This window comes from Allocoprobacillus halotolerans (assembly GCF_024399475.1).
GTDB lineage: Bacteria > Bacillota_I > Bacilli_A > Erysipelotrichales > Coprobacillaceae > Allocoprobacillus > Allocoprobacillus halotolerans.
The window spans coordinates 2,830,079-2,848,380 of sequence record NZ_CP101620.1 but is presented as its reverse complement, the minus strand read 5'-3'; the positions used below and the strand labels follow the sequence as shown (position 1 = coordinate 2,848,380).

Here is an 18,302-nt window from a genome sequence, read left to right as displayed (position 1 = left end):
TCTTTTTTTAATCTATGCTTATTTTATTATAAGTTTAATAAACGTTTTGTATCTCTAGCGATGACAAGTTCTTCATTTGTTGGAATAACATAAACTTTGATTTTTGATTCAGGTTTAGAAATTAAACGTTCACCTTCACCATTTTCATTTGCATCATCATCCACAACAATTCCTAATGCTTCACTGACTAATGATAAGATTTCTTTTCTTGCATAAGCAGAGTTTTCTCCAATACCAGCAGTGAAAGCAATCGCATCACAACCACCTAAAGCTATAAAATATCTACCAATATAAGCGATAACACGTCTAAAGAAAATATCAATTGCTAATTTTGCTCTTTCATTACCTTCATTCGCTGCATTTAAAACATCTCTAAAGTCACTTGATACACCTGAAACACCTAATAATCCAGATTCTTTATTTAACATATGAATAACATCTTTCATATCCATACCAACTTGTTCAATCAAGTAATCAATGATAGAAGGATCCAAATCTCCACTACGTGTTCCCATCATGATTCCAGCAAGAGGTGTAAATCCCATAGATGTATTAATAGATTTTCCATCTTTAACAGCTGTTAAAGAACCACCAGCTCCTAAGTGAGCAACGATAATTTTAGAATGTTCAGGGTTTCCAAGTTTTTCAATGACTTTTTGAGAAACATAGTAATGAGAAGTTCCATGTGCTCCATATTTTCTCACTTTATAATCTGTATAGAATTTATATGGAATAGGGTAAATATAACATCTTGGTTCAAGTGTTTGATGGAAAGCTGTATCAAAGACAGCCACAGCTCCTGCACTAGGGATTGCTTCTTTAAATGCATAATAACCTGTTAAATGAGCAGGGTTATGTAAAGGTGCTAAAGATTTTAATTCATCAATTTTGCTGACAACATCTTCATCAATAATTGCTGATTCTTTAAAATAAGAACCACCTTGAACAACTCTATGCCCAACACCTTTAATATCTTCTAATGAAGAAACGATATTTTTCTCTAATAATGTATCTAACAATAAATGAACAGCTTCTTTATGTGTTGGAATAGGTAAAGTACGCACATCTTTTTCACCATTGAATTTAATTGTAAAAATAGAATCTTCTAAACCAATTCTTTCAATCACTCCAGAAGTAATTACTGATTCATCATCCATTTCAAATAATTGGAATTTTAATGATGAACTACCAGCATTAACTGCGATAATTTTTGCCATTTTCTTATCCTCCTTGATTCCCTTTTATTATAGCATTTATTTGTAAAAAAACTAGGAAAAAATGTTTTGTAAAAAATATTTGTATTTTTTCTAAAAAAGAATATAATGAATATGAGCCAGGGGTGCATTTTGCTGAGAAAGGTTGAAACCTTATCCCTTATGATCTGAACTGGGTAATGCCAGCGTAGAGAGTGCAAATAATGAGAGTTTGACTTTTTTACGTGGCTAAAAAAGTCTTTTTTATTTGTTGGCTTATAAGAAAGGGGAGAAAAAGATGAAAAAGATTTTTAGAGTAGACTACTCAATTCGAAACATGTGTATGTTAGCCATGTTTATGGCAATTACACTTGTTTTAAGTTATGTCAATGAAATCATTCCATCATTACCACAGGGTGGAACAATTTCGGTTGATGTGATTGCGATTATGTTATGTGGTTATTTGATGGGCGCAGGTTATGGTGTGATTTGTGGAGTAGGTGTCGCACTTTTACAATTTATTTTAGGATTAGCACACTATTATGGACCATGGTCAGTGTTATTAGATTATGTCTTACCATTAGCTGTTTGTGGTTTAACACCATTAATCAAAACACAGAAGATAGGAAATATTTCTATTTGTTGGGGTGTTCTTTTGGCAATGTTTTTAAAATATTTATCACATTTTGCTTCAGGCGCTTTTTTATTTGCCAGCTATGCACCTGAAGGGATGAATCCAGTTGTTTATTCACTAGGATATAATGCGATTTATGTTGGACCTACATTGATTCTTTGTATGATTGTTGTACCACTTTTATATAATCGTTTGAAAAATGTTTTTTCATGATCTCTCTTTAAAGAGAGATTTTTCTTTTGAAGAAGAAAGTTTATTGAATAAGAAAAGATGGTAAATTTTTGAGTTTCGGTAAAAAAATAAAAAACAGGTAAAAAGTTATTCACAAATTGCCTGTTTTGCTTTATTTATAAGGAAAATCAGCCTCTAAAATGTTATAATAATTTTAGATCAATAAACAAAATTTAGGAGGGATTTTCCATGAGTTATTTTACCACAGATCTATATGAAACGAAAAGAGAAATTGTCAATTTTTCTAATAAATTATCAGACAGTCTTGATAAACCTGCTGCCAAGTTTGTCATGGATATGATGTTTGGTCTTGCAAGAAGTCAAAGTGTTCTACTTAGCGATATTGCCAGAGCTCTTGATGAAAATATCAAGCTCAATTATACAATTGACAGATTATCCAATCATTTGGCTCAATTTGATGATGAAGCAATGAACCAAATGAAATCCAATTATAATGATATGGTTATCAAGCATCTTAGCGAAGACAGGATCATTTTACTTGATAACAGTGAAATCATCAAAAAATATGGAAGAAAATTTGAAGATCTTTGTATGGTCAGGGATGCTTCCTCACTTAAGGATGACATTTATCCTGGATACCATGTATGTGAGGCAACTGCCCTCACACAGGATCAACATCATCCAATATCTTTGTATAGCCATATCTATTCAACTGAAAGTGAAGGATTCAGGTCAATGAACGATGAAACAATAAAGAGCATAAAATATGTCAAATCTCTCATTCCTGAAAGATGTACATTTGTATGTGACAGAGGATATGATGCCAATGTATTTTATGATTACTTCATAGATGAAAATCATAATGCAGATGATTTCATCATCAGACTCAAAGAAAATAGAACATTATTGTTTAAAGGGAAGCCAAAGAAAGTAGGAGAAATCGCCAAAAGAAGAAAAGGCAAGATTAAGATGAACATGTATTTTTCTAAGGAAGATAGTGAAGTCTATGTATCACATACGAGAGTGGAACTGCCATCACAAAAGGGAAGGATATTAAATCTAGTCATTGTGTATGGATTAAGTGAAGAAAAACCGATGATGCTTTTAACGAATAGAGAGATCAGGAATAAAAGAGATGTGCATAAGATAGTGAGGGCATATATGTCAAGGTGGCGAATCGAGGAGAAATTCAGATTCAAAAAGAATCAGTATGGTTTTGAAAATATAAGAGTAAGGACAATGAAATCAATAAATGTATTGAATATGATATTGATGATGCATATAGGGCATATAACACTGTTGGCAGAGAAAGTAGACAAGAAATTACTAGTCATAAAGATGATAGAGAGAAGCAAATCGCTTAAAGGAAAGAGATATTACTGGTGCTATCAGATCAGTAAAGGGATACAGGAAATATTAAAATATGCACAAAAGGGAATCAAGGAGTTTCAAAATATAAGAGAGAAGCAGGAATACAGGCAGCTGCAACTGAAACTATAAAATGAACATATAGTAAATAATAAAAAAGGTCATGAAAATGACACTTTTTCAGCTACAATAAAAAGAGAACAAAAACAAAAAAGATGATATAGATAAGAAAACAAGGGTTATGACAATAAACAACAAGACATACCCTTCAAAAAAGAATGCAAAAAACCGAAAGTCAAAGGTAAATTTACTTTAAAAAAGAGTTAACTTGTGTATAATAATTCTGTTATAGAAAGAGGTTATTGATTATGAATAAGACATTTGTTGGTCAAAATATCCTTATTCATTGTTATAAACATGATGGAAGTATTCATCGTTGTTGGGATAAAGGACTGGTTTTAGAAGAAACACCACATCATTATATTGTTGTCAATAATAGAACTTTGGTAACAGAAGCTGATGGACGTAAATGGTATACAAGGGAACCAGCGATTTGTTATTTCCCAAAACGAAAATGGTATAATGTCATTTGTATGATTCGTAAGACGGGGGTGCATTTTTATTGCAATATTGCATCTCCTACATTGTATGATGGTGAAGCTTTAAAATATATTGATTATGATTTAGATTTAAAAGTCTTCCCTGATTATAAGTATAAGATTTTAGATGAAGAAGAATATCAGCAGCATAAAGTTGCAATGAATTATAGTGATGAATTGGATGATATATTACATCGTCAACTTTCTCAATTGATTGATATGACGATGAATATGTCAGGACCATTTAGACCGGGCTTTGCCCAGTATTGGTATCATTATTACCAAAGTGGAAATTATAGAAAAAGGAGGGATCATCGTGGATTTTCAAAATGAACAGGATATGATTGATTTTGGAGAAGAACTTGCAAAACACTTATTTCCCAATGCAATTATTACTTTAGAAGGTGAGTTAGGGGTTGGAAAAACAACTTTTACAAAAGGAATTGGAAAAGGATTAGGAGTAACCAAAATTATTAATTCACCAACTTTTACGATTGTTAAAGAATATCAAGGGAGAATGCCTTTTTATCATTTTGATGCTTATCGTTTAGAGGGTGAAAATGAAGAATTGGGATTTGAAGAAATGTTTGAAAATGATGGTATCTGTGTGATTGAATGGCCGATGTATATTCAAGACATTTTACCAGTAAACAGATTAGAAATACATATGACAAAAAATAACGATCAGACACGTCGTATGGATTTTATAGCTCATGGTGAAAAATATCAGCAATTATTAAAGGAGATGGATATATGTTACAATTAATAATGGATACATCGAATCAATATTTAATGGTTGCTTTATATGAAGATAATAAATGTCTGGAAAGTATTCAAGAAATGGGGTCTAAACGTCAATCTGAAAATGCGATTCCCTATCTTCAAAAATTATTAGAAAAATATCATAAAGAATTGTTAGATATAGATGAAATCATTTTAACAATTGGGCCAGGTTCTTATACAGGAGAAAGAGTCGCTTTAACAATTGCGAAAACATTGAGTGTGATTTCTTCAGTGCGTATTAAAGCAATTTCTTCATTAGCCACTTATGCTGGTTTACAAAAATGTGTATCGGTTATTGATGCGCGTAGTCAAAAAGTATTTGTATGTGCATATGAGAATGGACAAGCACTGATTCCAGAACAAATGATGGAGATTATTCACTTCCCACAATTTATGCAATCTTATCAAGATTTTCAGGTGGTTGGACAAAATGAGGTTGTAGGCTATGATAATGTTGAAGTTAATTTGGCTTTGAATTTACATGAGTTGGCTAAAAATACGCCCGTTTGTGAAAATGTAGATGCTTTGGTGCCACGTTATTTAAAAGATGTTGAGGCTAAAAAAATATGTTTATAGAAAAACTTGCTGAAAATGATTTGGAAACCATTGTACAATTAGAATACAATGTGATGCCTTCGCCTTGGACAAGACAGGACTTTGAATATGAATTGTTTCAAAATCCTTTTGCATATCTTTTTGTACTCAAAAAAGATACACAAATATTAGGTTATATTGATATTTGGGTGATGTACGAACAGGCTCAAATTGCTTCAATTGCAGTAGACAAAACCTATCAGTCACAAGGTTATGGTACAAAATTATTGCAGTATGCTTTAGATTATGCTTTGGCTCAAGATGTTGAAACTATCAGCTTAGAGGTTAGAAAATCAAATCATCAAGCCATTGCTTTATATCAAAAATTTGGTTTTTCCATCCAGGCTATTCGTCCTGATTATTATCAGGATAATCATGAAGATGCCTTTTTAATGACAAAAGTAGTAAAGGAGGGAAGACAATGAGTCTTATTTTAGCTATTGAATCAAGCTGTGATGAAATGGCTGTTGCGATTTTAAAAAATCGTCGTGAATTATTATGCAATGTTGTAGCATCACAAATTGATACCCATCGTATGTTTGGAGGCGTTGTACCAGAAATTGCTAGTCGTATGCATGTTGAATGTGTATCGACAGTTTTAAAAACAGCTTTGTCACAAGCTCAGGTCAATATGCAAGATATTGATGCGATTGCAGTGACAAAAGGACCAGGCCTTGTTGGTTCATTACATGTCGGTATGCAGGCAGCTAAAACACTCGCTCTAGCATATCATAAACCATTAATTGGTGTGCATCATATTGCTGGACATATTTATGCCAATGAACTTGTTGAAGATATTCAATATCCATGTTTATGTCTAGTCGTGAGTGGTGGACACAGTGAGCTTGTTTATATGAAACATGAATTTTCATTTGAAGTCATTGGTCAAACTTTAGATGATGCGATTGGTGAAGCTTATGATAAAGTGGGACGTGTTTTACATTTGCCTTATCCTGGTGGACCGGTCATTGATCGTATGGCAAAAGAGGGAAAACATAGTTATCAATTGCCTTTACCAATGAATGATGACAGCTATAACTTTTCTTTTAGTGGATTAAAATCAGCAGTCATCAATCTTTGTCATAATGCTACCCAACGTGGAGAAGATATTGTTCCAGAAGATTTAGCGTGTTCATTTCAAGAAGTTGCGATTGATGTGCTTGTTTCAAAAACACTGAAAGCTGCTAAAGATTATCAGGTCAAAGAAATTATTGTGGCTGGGGGTGTCAGTGCGAATCAAGGACTAAGAGAAACACTGACAAAACGTAGTGATATTCCAGTTTTATTTCCACCGATGTCTTATTGTACAGATAATGCAGCCATGATTGCTTCAGCTGCGCGTGTGATGTTTAAACATCAACAATTTTCTTCACTTGACTTAATGGTCAAACCATCATATGATTTAGAAGAAGAAAGTCTTGGTGAATAATCATGGAAAAAAACATAAAATTTCAAAAGCAACGATGTCACGTTTCCCAGTTTATTTAAAAGCTTTGCGCAATATGCAACATGAAGGGAAAAATAATTTTTTATCGAGTGAACTATCTGAAGCAACGGGTATTTTAGATACCACAATCCGTCGTGATTTTAGCTTTTTAACAAGCAAAGAATCATTAGGAAAGCGTGGCATTGGTTATGATACCAAAGATATTATCAATATCTTGAATAATGTTTTGGGGTTAGGTTTGGATGAATCTATTATTTTAATTGGTGTAGGAAACTTAGGTAGTGCGATTTTAAAGTATAATCGTTGGCAATATACGGTTGGAAAAATTGTCTGTGGCTATGACTTGGATCAAAATAAAGTCGGTGAACGTTTTGGTGTGAAACTTCATCATATTGATGATTTAGAAAAAACATTTCCTGAAGGATGTAAAATTGCAATTTTAGCGATTAGTGAAAATGTTCAAGAAACAGTGGATCGTTTAATGGATTTAGGCATTAAAGGCATTGTTGATTTTACACATACACATTTTACAGTTCATCATGATGTGGTTGTACAAACTGTGGATGTGGTTGTAGCCATTCAGGAACTAGTTTTAAAAATGCATGTCAATGATGAATAAAGTATTGAAATTTTGTGAAAAAGATGTTAATAATAAATATACAGGTAATGATTTGAGAACATATGATTTATAAGTTTAAAAGCGACTTTTGGATGGTGTAAGCAAAAGAAATGGGAATGATATGGAACACTCAATGAACCGGATAGGAGAAAAGAAAAGTAGACTATCCCGCCAAAAGGCGTTATCTCAAAAGTGTGTATTCATAATGAATATGAATAAGGATGGTACCGCGATATCAGTCGTTCCTTTAATGGAACGGCTTTTTTTAATAAAGGAGGAAGAAAGCATGTTTGAATTTATGACGGTAAGAGAATTATATGAGATTATTTTATCTGGAGAAGATTTTGAAACAGAAGGTTTAGAATATGTCGAATTAGATGGATGGGTACGTACAAATCGTGATAATGGAAAAGTTGGATTTATCGCATTAAACGATGGAACATATTTTAGAAATTGCCAGATTGTTTATTTACAGGAAAGTTTAACAAATTATGATGAAGTGAAACATATTAGTACGGGAAGTGCTATTCGTGTTTTAGGAAAATTAAAATTGACACCACAAGCTAAACAACCTTTTGAAATTGAAGCCACACAAGTGGTTGTAGAAGGAGCGTGTGATGATGATTTCCCTTTGCAAAAGAAAAGACATTCTTTTGAATATATGCGTGAAATTCCACATCTTCGTCCACGTGCCAATACATTCTATGCAATTTTTAGATTAAGAAGTGTATTATCTATGGCAATTCATGAATTTTTCCAATCACAAGGCTTTGTTTATGTACATACACCAATTATTACAGGAAATGATGGTGAAGGTGCAGGAGAAATGTTTAGAGCGACAACAATTGATAACACTGAATTTGATAAAGATTTCTTTGGCAAAGAAGCTTTCTTGACTGTGACAGGACAATTACATGTGGAAGCGTTTTGTATGGCTTTTAGAGATGTTTATACATTTGGACCAGCTTTTAGAGCTGAAAATTCAAATACATCACGTCATGCCAGTGAATTTTGGATGATTGAACCAGAAATTGCTTTTGCAGATTTGGAAGATGATATGGATTTAATTGAAGATATGGTGAAATACTGTATTGATTATGTTTTAGAAAATGCTCCAGAAGAAATGAAATTCTTTGAACAAATGATTGATAAAGAATGTATTCAAAGAATTACACATGTGAGAAACAGTGATTTTAAACGTATGACTTATACAGAAGCCATTGAACTTTTAAAACAGGCTGATGTGAAATTTGAAAATAAAGTTGAATGGGGTATGGACCTCAATAGTGAGCATGAACGTTATATTTGTGAAAAAGTTGTTGGTGGACCTGTTTTCTTAACAGATTATCCTAAAGAAATTAAAGCGTTCTATATGCGTCTTAACGATGATGGAAAAACAGTGGCAGCTTGCGACTTGCTTGTTCCTGGTATTGGTGAATTGGTTGGTGGAAGTCAACGTGAAGAAAGATATGATGTTCTTGAAAAAATCATGGATGAAAAACAAATGTCTAAAGAAGGTCTTCAATGGTATATGGATTTAAGAAGATTTGGTGGATGTAAACATGCTGGATTTGGTCTAGGATTTGATCGTTTCTTAATGTATTTAACAGGTATGCAAAACATTCGTGATGTTGAACCATTCCCAAGAACACCAAGAAATTTAAAATTTTAAAAAACGAATTCCACAAGGAAAATATTATCTTCTAGTTCCTGTGGGATTTTTATTTACAGCAATACATTTTCTCTTATATTTTTCATATTCAAGCATTAGAATTTGTAGTATAATAAACATATGAGGTGAAAAGACAGTGAACGAAATCTTCTTTATCAATACCTTTTTTAATATTGTTTATCGCAATGAATCAGCTTATATGCGAGATATTTTGATGTCATATGATTATTTACAAAGTTTTATTCAATGGCTAAATCAGCGCGATATTGCTTGTGATGTTTTAACATCTTTGACAAGGGATGATTATGCATTATTACCCAATTTATTGAAAGCGGAAGATGTTGATCATATTTTACATACACCATTTTCTTTAGAAATGGAAACAATGGCTCAAATGTTTGAACAAGCCATTCATATTGTATATGTGCCTGGTTTTGAAGATGCATCTTTTAAGATAGAATCTTTTCCTGATTATGAAAATATTTATTTTTATCCTATTTCAGGACATTTTCAAAAAGATAATTTATCATTCTTTGATCCATTTCCAACTTTTTTGGAGCTTTGAACCATGTAGATTTATGGCCGGGATGTTTGATTTTTCAAGGACAAAAGACAGTGTTTGTGCCAATGAGAGAAAAGCAGGATTATATAAAATTATTATCTTCTATTGAACAAAATAATGATTTATTTGAAGATTATCATGAATATGAAAATGATGCTTATTTTATTCAACTGAGTGATTTGCATTTAGGAAAAGATAAGCGTCAAAAAGGATTGGCACGTCTTTATGCGTCATTGGATGAACTATTGCCAAGATTACCATCATTATGGCCTGTTAATATTTTAATTACAGGCGATTTAATGGAATCACCGAATCGTCGTAATATGTATTTGGCAAATGATTTTATGAATAGTTTAAAGAAGCGTTATAAAGCCAATATCACTTTTATATTAGGTAATCATGATGTGATTGTTCATGGTTTTAATTTTGCGAGAATGCAAAAAAGTAAAGTGATTGCTTATTTGTTAGGGGAAAATATTAAGGTTTTAGAAAAAGAGAAAATTATTATTATTAAAATGGATACAACCAGTGAAGGAAATCTAGCTAGAGGGAAAGTTGGTCAAAGACAGTTGATTGAAATTGATGATGAATTATCTGCTATTGATCACCTTGAAGATTATACTTTACTTGTGATGTTGCATCATCATGTCTATCCCATTGATAAAGCACAGTTTATTAAAACCAAATGGCATGAAAAAACGTTTATCAATCGTATCGTGGAAACTTCTAAAGTTTTAGTTGATGCACCAATTCTTATTGATTGGCTACAAAAAAGACGTATTCATTATGTTTTTCATGGTCATAAGCATCTACCTTTTTTAGAGAAGTTGATGGTTGTTATTATATTGGAGCGGGAAGTGCTACGGGTGGCTTAAAAGAAAGTCATAGTCGTTATATTTCGTATAATGTGATGAAATATGATACACGAACTAAAAAAATGAAGGTTTGTATGATTTTTTATGATGATAAAGCTAAAGCAGAAAGACAGAGAGTTGAAGTTTATTTATTTGAGGGAGGAAATGAAAAATGAAATTAGTAGATAGAATGAAAGATGAAGAATTAGGAACAGCCTTGCTTTATAATTTTACAAAAGGATATGGGAAACCCGTGCCTTTAGAATTATATGATGTTGTTTTACCACTTCTTTATCATGATTTAGTCAGAGATCAGATTTTATCTTATACATCACTTCAAGAATGTGTTTATCAATGTGTCCAGCAAGAAAAACATTTTAAACAACACCTCTTAGAACAAATTGAAGAGGATAAAACAATGACTTCTAAAGCTTTAGGAGTGGCGATGATTCAACATATTTTAAAATTTGAAATCGTTGAGACTTCAATGTGTGGAGTGGCCTTACCAACAGATATTTTAGATTTAAATGAAGCCATTCATTTAGGACAGTTATTTCAAAATGTATCATTAGAAGATTTTATGACATTGTTGTCTCAAGAAGATGTTCATATTGTTGTTTTACAAAGTGCATCAGTCGGTAAAGATGTAGATTTATCAAAGATTTGTTCATTAGGACAAGTGACAATGTATGAAGATACAAAACAATCAGAAATCAGAGGACGTATTTTAAATGCCGATATTGTCATTACTAATAAAAATGTGATGAATAAAGACGTTTTAGAAGGTTTAAAACATTTAAAACTCATTTGCTTATTTGCGACAGGAACAAATAATGTAGATTTAAAATATTGTCAAGAACATCATATAAAGGTGGCCAATGTAAAAGATTATTCTACCACAACAGTAGCTCAACATACTTTGGCTTTATTAATGCATTTGATTGAAAAAAATGTTACTTATGATCACTTTGTCAAATCAAAAGCATATTGCCATGGTGAGTATTTTAGTTATTTTGATGATGTTTTTCATGATGTCTCATCTATGACTTGGGGGATTGTTGGTTTAGGGCATATTGGACGTGCTGTAGCTGGGATTGCTAGTGCTATGGGAGCAAGAGTCCAATATTATTCAACAAGTGGAAAAAATGCTACAAGTGATTATCAACAAGTTGATTTTGATACTTTATTAAAAACATCTGATATTATTACCATTCATGCTCCATTAAATGAACAGACGCATTATTTATTTGATGAAATAGCTTTAAGAAAAATGAAAGATTCAGCTTATTTAATTAATGTTGGACGTGGAGGTATTATTGAAGAAAAGGCTTTAGTAAAAGTTTTAAATGAAGGTCATTTAGCTGGTGTTGGTTTGGATGTATTTGAACATGAACCATTATTAGAAGATGATGTTATTTATCAAATTCAAGAGATGAATAAAGTGATTTTTACACCACATATTGCCTGGGGATCTATTGAAGCTAGACAAAGATGTGTGAATGAAGTCTATGAAAATATTTTAGCATTTTTAAAAGGTGAAGAAAGAAATATTGTCAATAACGGATAAATCATGTATGATAGATAAAAATAAAAAAAGAAGGAGGAGTCTACGTCAGTAGCAAAGCATGTACGGTTTTTTAAATCGGAATTAACGCCTGTGGACTAGAAATGAGGATGAAGCAGGAAAATTTGTTATAAGTAGCATGATGTTATGGAACAATTTGTTATTGCAATGATTATCATTGCGCTAGGTATTTATGTATTTAAGTTTTATCCTTTTGAAAAAGGAAATGTGATGAAATTAGTGATAGCGGCTATTTTCATTATTTTAACAGCCATTTGTAAAAGATTGGCCATTATGATTCCCTTATTTGGGAGTGAAAGTTTAAAGATTGGTTTTGAATATATTCCTTTAATGTTAGCAGGATATTTTCTTTCACCAAGCTATGCCTTTCTGGTTGGATTATGTAGTGATGTGATTGGTTTGATTATTTTCCCAACGGGGTTTCCATTTTTGGATTCACTCTAGGAACAATTCTTGTCAGTGTCATCCCCTCAATGGTGCATGAACATTCTAAAAATATCAGTCCCACACGTATCTTGATGATTGTGATTGGTTTGATTGCTGTATTAGCCATTGGAGCGATTGTGTATATTGGACAGTTAGATGTAATCAATATTTCTGAAACAACCTATCACTTAAAATCACAGGATAAGATTACACTGATTTCACTTTGTGTTTTATTATCACTTGTCTTTACGATAATCATTATATTTTTAAAACGTAAGATAAACGAACAGGAAGCCAAAACTTTTTCAACTTGGATTTTATGCGTTGTTCTTGTAGAACTCGTTGTGACATTATGTTTAACACCATTATGGTTGGATATGATGTATCATATCCCTTGGACAATTTCTTTTTGTATTAGGGTTGTCAAAGAATGTGCTGTATTACCAATAGAAATATTTATTGGTTATAGTTTAATTCCATTATTAAGAAGAATATGGATCAGATTAGAGAGATAACAACAAGTTTAATCTTGTTGTTTTTTTATTTCATTACCATCTTCATCCACTTCAACAACTTCAAAAAATATTCAAAAAGACGTGTCAATATGTTTTTCATAGACAAAATTCTCATCCCTTTCAAAAAGAGTATATGCAGGTTTCAAAAAATTATGTTTGAAAACATAAAAAGTGTAAACACTAAAAAAGAGGTGAGAAAGATGGATCGTAAAGAATATGATCAGTTAGCTGAAACATTAAAACCAACTGGACATAAAATGAAAAATGCTTTTTTTGCTTTTTTATATGGTGGTGTGATAGGTGTTTTGGCACAGGGTGTTTTAGAGTTCTTTATGCGTTTTTATGATATTGATCAAAAAGAGGCGACACCAATGATGATTATTACATTAGTTTTTGTGAGTTGTTTATTGACCGGATTGGGTCTTTATGACAAATTGGCACAAAAAGCAGGGGCAGGTACTTTTATTCCCATTACTGGTTTTGCAAATAGTATGACATCAAGTGCCTTGGATAGTCAAAGTGAAGGTTTGATTATGGGAATTGGCAGCAATATGTTTAAATTAGGAGGAACTGTTATTACTTATGGGATTGTCAGTTCTGCCTTGCTGGGAGTGATTCGTTATGTCATTACGCTTTTTGGGTAATTCCGTCACTTTAGAAAAAACTTATATTGCTTCAACGGGAACTGTATGTGGACCATTGGAATATTTAGGACCATTAGGTAGTTGTTTTGATAAAAGTGTTCAAGATTATCATTATGGTGAAAAATCATTTGAAAAAGCAGAACGAAAAATGCTTAGAGCTGCTTTGGATATTTGTTTAAAAAGAGAAAGATTGAAATATAAAGATATAGATTTATACTTAGGTAGCGATTTATTAAATCAAATTACCTCTGTGAATTATCTAGCTAGAGAAATTCCTCGCCCATTTGTAGGAGTATATGGTGCTTGTTCAGGATTTGCTTTATCATTAGCATTGGCTTCAATGCTTATTGAAGCTGGTTTTGTTGAAAAGACAGTGGCATTGGTATCTAGTCATAATGCCACTGCAGAACGTCAATATCGTTATCCGGTGGAATATGGCATTCAAAAAAGATACCACAACATTTACGGCTACAGGTGCTGTTTCAACGCTTATAACGAATCAACCACAAGCTGTCAGAGTAGAGGCAGTGACATTAGGACGTGTGATCGATTACTCACAAACAGATGCCAATGATATGGGACGTGCTATGGCTCCAGCTGCCTTTGATACAATCATCAATCATTTTCAAGATTTAAAACGTAGTTTTCATGATTATGATTTGGTAGTTACTGGTGATTTATCGATGTATGGACATCAAATTTTAAAAGAAATGTTACAACGTCAAAAAATAGATGTAGTACGTTATAATGACTGTGGATGTATGTTATATGATTTATCATCACAACCTGTGTTTCAAGGTGGAAGTGGTTGTGCTTGTAGTGCATTAGTGACGATGGGATTGCTTTATCCTCAATTAAAAGAACGTAAACTCAAACGTGTTTTAGTGATTTCCACTGGTGCTTTATTGTCACCAATGATGACTTCTCAAAAGAAAGTATTCCTTGTATTGCCCATGCAATCAGTCTGGAGGCGGTAGAATGAATTATATCATGGCTTTTTTCTTTAGTGGTTTGGTATGTCTGATTGCTCAATTGATTTATGATCATAGTCGTCTGACCCCAGGACATATTACAAGTTTATTTGTTGTTTTAGGTTCGTTTTTAGATCTTTTCCATATTTATGATCGTCTTGTTGAAATTTTTCATGCTGGAGCTTTAATACCGATTACCAGTTTTGGACATTCTTTAATGCATGGCGCAATGGCAGCAACCAAAGAGTATGGTATTTTTGGAATTGCGATGGGGATGTTCGATTTAACAGCCGCTGGTATTAGTGCAGCCATTCTTTTTGCTTTTCTTGTTGCGATTATATTTAAGCCAAAATCATGAATGATTCTTATGATTTAAAACATCGTATTTTAAATTTTAAAGGACGATTTGTTCATCTTTATTTTTTAGCAAGTTTATCTAACGATGTTTTAATTTCTCGACTGGTAGAAGGTATTGAAAATAAAGAAGGAAGAGATTTAGAGAACTGTTTAAATATGGGGGATGTGGAGATTGTTTCGACCAATGATATATATAAGATACAAAAAGCAGTTTTAGGTGGCAATTGTGCTTTGTTTGATGGTGAAACAACATATCTCATGGATACAAAGAATTATCCAAATCGTTCGATTGAAGAACCAGAAACAGAAAAAAGTGTACGTGGTGCTAAAGATGGTTTTAATGAATCTATTCTAAATAACACTGGATTGATTCGTCGTCGTATTAAAACACCTGAATTATGTTTTCATCTCACAACAATGGGAACACAAAATCCCATTGATATTGCAGTGGCTTATTTAGAAAATAAAGTCAATAGACAAGTTTTAGAGCAACTGCTTAATCGCATTTCACAAGTACAGGCTCAAGAATTTATTATGAGTGATCGTGCAATAGAAGAAGTTTTATTGAATCAAGGCTATAATCCTTTTCCCTTAGTGCGTTATAGTGAAAGACCAGATATTGTTGCAACGCATATTCAACATGGCTATATTGCGATTATTTGTGATACATCATCATCTGTGGTGATGTTGCCAGCAACACTTTTTGAAATCTTAGAACATGTTGAAGAACATCGTCAAACCCCGTTGATTGGAACGTTTATTCGTTTGATTCGTATGGCTGCAGTCTTTTTATCAATCTATCTTGTTCCCATTTTTGCTTTAAGTTCATCCTTTTTAAAGTGGGATTACTCCTTTTTTATACAAATTTTGATTATGGAATTATCCATTGAATTATTACGTATTGCGACGGTTCATACACCTGAATCATTATCCAATGCAATGGGTTTGATTGCAGCTATCTTATTAGGTGAATTTGCTATTCAATTGGGTTTTTTCTCAGAAGATATTCTCATGTTTTGTGCGATTGGAACAGTTGGTGGCTTTGCGACACCTAATTATGAATTATCTCTTACAAATAAATATATTAAAGTCATGATGATTATCGGTATTATGTTTTTAAACATTTATGGATTTATTCTTTTTAATTTGATTTTATGGATAGGATTAGCACGTATTAAAACTTTTGGAGTATCTTATTTGTATCCTTTATATCCTTTTCACGGCAAAGCTTTATTACAATTTTTAATTCGAAAACCAAAACACAATTAATATCTTCTTTGTGAAGATATTTTTTGTATAATGAAATATCTTTGTGTAGAATCGTGTTGTTTTGCAACGAATATAATATAAAACTATTCTAATGTGAAAATAAGTATGTTTGATGATAGAATTGAAATAAGTTCTCCAGGTTCTTTATTGCCTGATATTTCTGTTGAAGAATATTTGAATGGTCAAATTTCAGTATTTAGAAATCCAATCATAAGTAATATTTTCTTTAGATTAAACTATATTGAAAAATTGGGAACAGGTATAAGGAGAATAAATGAGGCATATCATGAAAGTCTAGTCAAACCAAAATACCGTGTGTTTGAAAATTCTATTTTAGTGATTCTTCCGGTTTTTAATTCTTACTTGGATTTATCAGAAAAAGAAAATGAGATTGTCAAATGCTTAAACAAACATCAATTATTAACGAGAAATCAATTAGATAAGATGATTGGTTTTCATAAAGCAAAAACAAATAGAGTTCTCAAAAAATTACTTGAAAAAGATATGATTGTTAAAAATGGAAAAGGAAAAACGACAAAGTATCAATTAAAAAAGTGAAGTTTCAAAAATATTTTGTATGACGAAATTTGTTGAATAATCGCTTGACATCTCTTTTCAGTTCTTTTATTTAATGATAGAATAAAGACGTAACGGAGAGTAGAGATTATGGAAGAAAAGAATTATCAACTTTATATTCAAATTTTAAAAGAAGAATTGGTCCCAGCAATGGGTTGTACTGAACCAATAGCGTTGGCTTATTGTGCTAGTAAATGCTGTGATGTCTTAGATGATGAAATCATCAAAGCTAATGTTCAGGTCAGTGGAAATATTATCAAGAATGTTAAAAGCGTTGTTGTGCCTAATACTGGTGGTTTAAAAGGAATTGCTTCAAGTGTGGCAGCAGGTGTTGTCGCTGGCATCACAGAAAATGTGTTAGAAGTGATTGCGAATGTGACAGCAGATCAAAAACAGGAGATGGCAAAATGGCTTCAACAGACACCTATTGATATTTCACCATTAGAAAGTGAATGTGCTTTAGATATATGTGTGGAATTGATTGGAAAACATCATCAGGCAAAAGTGCGTATTGCTGGATTTCATACGAATATTGTTTATATTGAAAAAGATGGTGAAGTCCTTTTTGAAATGGGTGTGGTAGCCTCATCAGATCAATCTTTAACAGATCGTAGTTTATTAAATATTCAAGATATTTATGAATTTGCAAGTCAGGTTAAAATTGAAGATGTTAAAGATATTTTACAAAGACAGATTGATTATAATTATGCGATTGCCTGTGAAGGATTAAGCAATGACTGGGGTGCTTGTGTAGGACAAATTTTATTGAAAACTTATGGCGATGATATAAAGGTTAAAGCCAAAGCCTATGCGGCAGCTGGTAGTGATGCAAGAATGAGTGGCTGTGAAATGCCTGTAATTATTAATTCAGGTAGTGGAAATCAAGGAATGACTGCTTCTTTACCAGTGATTGTTTACGCTAAAGAACTTGATAAAACATCGGAAGAACTTTATCGTGCTTTGGTTGTTTCTAATCTTTGTACGATTCATCAAAAAACGGGAATAGGACGTTTATCAGCTTATTGTGGAGCCGTGAGTGCCGGCATTGGAGCTGGGTGTGGTATTGCTTATTTGCTTGGTGGAGATTATGAGACTATTTGCCATACAATGGTTAATGGTTTAGCTATTGTATCAGGAATTGTCTGTGATGGAGCCAAACCTTCTTGTGCTGGTAAAATTGCAGCCAGTGTAGATGCTGGAATACTTGGTTATTATATGTATAAAAATGGTTGTGAATTTAAAGATGGTGAAGGTCTTGTTTTAAAAGGTGTTGAAAATACAATCCGTAATATTGGTAAACTATCACGTGATGGTATGAAAGAAACTGATAAAGAAATCATTAAAATGATGTGTCGTTAGACATACATAAAATTAAAAAATATCTCAAAATTAATTTCGAATATAAACTTTTTGATATAGTCTACAATTATGATATAACGTTG

Annotated in this window: 18 protein-coding genes, 2 pseudogenes, 1 riboswitch and 1 other annotated feature; of the genes and pseudogenes, 19 read left to right on the top strand and 1 reads right to left on the bottom strand. The window is 32.3% G+C overall.

Annotated elements, in window-relative coordinates; all coding sequences use genetic code 11:
• Nucleotides 1–26: 26 nt before the first annotated feature.
• Entirely contained in the window at nt 27–1,217 is a 1,191-nt protein-coding gene (locus NMU03_RS16920; RefSeq protein ID WP_290140125.1) for an acetate/propionate family kinase, read from the bottom strand.
• 108 nt (nt 1,218–1,325) lie between these two features.
• Nucleotides 1,326–1,426, top strand: a riboswitch (TPP riboswitch).
• Between the two features lie 65 nt (nt 1,427–1,491).
• Here NMU03_RS16920 and NMU03_RS16915 point away from each other — a divergent pair.
• The 19 genes and pseudogenes from NMU03_RS16915 to NMU03_RS16815 all read left to right on the top strand — a co-directional run bounded on the left by NMU03_RS16915 (nt 1,492) and on the right by NMU03_RS16815 (nt 18,219).
• Complete coding sequence (locus NMU03_RS16915; protein WP_290140124.1) at nt 1,492–2,040, top strand: energy-coupled thiamine transporter ThiT; 549 nt, start codon at nt 1,492–1,494, stop codon at nt 2,038–2,040.
• Between the two features lie 207 nt (nt 2,041–2,247).
• A complete protein-coding gene (locus NMU03_RS16910) occupies nt 2,248–3,519 on the top strand; it encodes a transposase (RefSeq protein WP_290140121.1) in 1,272 nt (423 codons plus the stop codon).
• Between the two features lie 236 nt (nt 3,520–3,755).
• Nucleotides 3,756–4,319 carry a DUF402 domain-containing protein gene (locus NMU03_RS16905; protein ID WP_290140120.1) on the top strand — a complete coding sequence of 188 codons (564 nt, stop codon included), beginning with the start codon at nt 3,756–3,758 and terminating at the stop codon, nt 4,317–4,319.
• Nucleotides 4,300–4,752, top strand: a complete 453-nt coding sequence (gene tsaE / locus NMU03_RS16900; RefSeq protein ID WP_290142385.1) for a tRNA (adenosine(37)-N6)-threonylcarbamoyltransferase complex ATPase subunit type 1 TsaE — start codon at nt 4,300–4,302, stop codon at nt 4,750–4,752. The genes NMU03_RS16905 and tsaE overlap by 20 nt, the downstream gene beginning before the upstream one ends.
• The gene (tsaB, locus tag NMU03_RS16895) at nt 4,740–5,345 is read left to right on the top strand and encodes a tRNA (adenosine(37)-N6)-threonylcarbamoyltransferase complex dimerization subunit type 1 TsaB (RefSeq protein ID WP_290140117.1); all 606 of its coding nucleotides are present in this window, start codon (nt 4,740–4,742) and stop codon (nt 5,343–5,345) included. Before tsaE ends, tsaB begins: the two co-directional genes overlap by 13 nt.
• Nucleotides 5,336–5,788, top strand: coding sequence for a ribosomal protein S18-alanine N-acetyltransferase (rimI, locus tag NMU03_RS16890; protein WP_290140116.1), 453 nt, complete (start codon nt 5,336–5,338; stop codon nt 5,786–5,788). The genes tsaB and rimI overlap by 10 nt, the downstream gene beginning before the upstream one ends.
• On the top strand, nt 5,785–6,792 hold the full coding sequence (gene tsaD / locus NMU03_RS16885) for a tRNA (adenosine(37)-N6)-threonylcarbamoyltransferase complex transferase subunit TsaD (protein ID WP_290140114.1): 1,008 nt from the start codon (nt 5,785–5,787) through the stop codon (nt 6,790–6,792). Before rimI ends, tsaD begins: the two co-directional genes overlap by 4 nt.
• Nucleotides 6,785–7,429: a redox-sensing transcriptional repressor Rex gene (locus tag NMU03_RS16880; RefSeq protein WP_290140112.1), complete on the top strand. Its 645-nt coding sequence runs from the start codon at nt 6,785–6,787 to the stop codon at nt 7,427–7,429. Before tsaD ends, NMU03_RS16880 begins: the two co-directional genes overlap by 8 nt.
• A gap of 38 nt (nt 7,430–7,467) precedes the next feature.
• Nucleotides 7,468–7,679: a binding site (T-box leader), on the top strand.
• A 36-nt stretch (nt 7,680–7,715) separates the two neighbouring features.
• Nucleotides 7,716–9,101, top strand: coding sequence for an asparagine--tRNA ligase (asnS, locus tag NMU03_RS16875; RefSeq protein WP_290140110.1), 1,386 nt, complete (start codon nt 7,716–7,718; stop codon nt 9,099–9,101).
• A gap of 136 nt (nt 9,102–9,237) precedes the next feature.
• The gene (locus tag NMU03_RS16870; protein WP_290140108.1) at nt 9,238–9,666 is read left to right on the top strand and encodes a hypothetical protein; all 429 of its coding nucleotides are present in this window, start codon (nt 9,238–9,240) and stop codon (nt 9,664–9,666) included.
• A complete protein-coding gene (locus tag NMU03_RS16865) occupies nt 9,663–10,538 on the top strand; it encodes a metallophosphoesterase family protein (RefSeq protein ID WP_290140106.1) in 876 nt (291 codons plus the stop codon). The genes NMU03_RS16870 and NMU03_RS16865 overlap by 4 nt, the downstream gene beginning before the upstream one ends.
• A gap of 151 nt (nt 10,539–10,689) precedes the next feature.
• Nucleotides 10,690–12,084, top strand: a complete 1,395-nt coding sequence (locus tag NMU03_RS16860; RefSeq protein ID WP_290140104.1) for a D-2-hydroxyacid dehydrogenase — start codon at nt 10,690–10,692, stop codon at nt 12,082–12,084.
• A gap of 144 nt (nt 12,085–12,228) precedes the next feature.
• Nucleotides 12,229–13,043, top strand: a pseudogene (locus tag NMU03_RS17910) (folate family ECF transporter S component).
• Nucleotides 13,044–13,243: 200 nt separating this feature from the next.
• Nucleotides 13,244–13,687, top strand: a complete 444-nt coding sequence (gene spoVAC, locus NMU03_RS16845; protein WP_290140099.1) for a stage V sporulation protein AC — start codon at nt 13,244–13,246, stop codon at nt 13,685–13,687.
• Nucleotides 13,665–14,664 (top strand): annotated as a pseudogene (locus NMU03_RS17905) (stage V sporulation protein AD). The gene spoVAC and the pseudogene NMU03_RS17905 overlap by 23 nt, the downstream one beginning before the upstream one ends.
• 1 nt (nt 14,665) lies before the next feature.
• Nucleotides 14,666–15,016, top strand: coding sequence for a stage V sporulation protein AE (gene spoVAE, locus NMU03_RS16830; protein WP_290140095.1), 351 nt, complete (start codon nt 14,666–14,668; stop codon nt 15,014–15,016).
• Nucleotides 15,013–16,284 carry a spore germination protein gene (locus tag NMU03_RS16825; RefSeq protein ID WP_290140093.1) on the top strand — a complete coding sequence of 424 codons (1,272 nt, stop codon included), beginning with the start codon at nt 15,013–15,015 and terminating at the stop codon, nt 16,282–16,284. The genes spoVAE and NMU03_RS16825 overlap by 4 nt, the downstream gene beginning before the upstream one ends.
• A gap of 93 nt (nt 16,285–16,377) precedes the next feature.
• Nucleotides 16,378–16,842: an ATP-binding protein gene (locus tag NMU03_RS16820; RefSeq protein ID WP_290140091.1), complete on the top strand. Its 465-nt coding sequence runs from the start codon at nt 16,378–16,380 to the stop codon at nt 16,840–16,842.
• 108 nt (nt 16,843–16,950) lie between these two features.
• A complete protein-coding gene (locus NMU03_RS16815) occupies nt 16,951–18,219 on the top strand; it encodes an L-cysteine desulfidase family protein (protein ID WP_290140089.1) in 1,269 nt (422 codons plus the stop codon).
• The last annotated feature ends 83 nt before the right edge of the window (nt 18,220–18,302 follow it).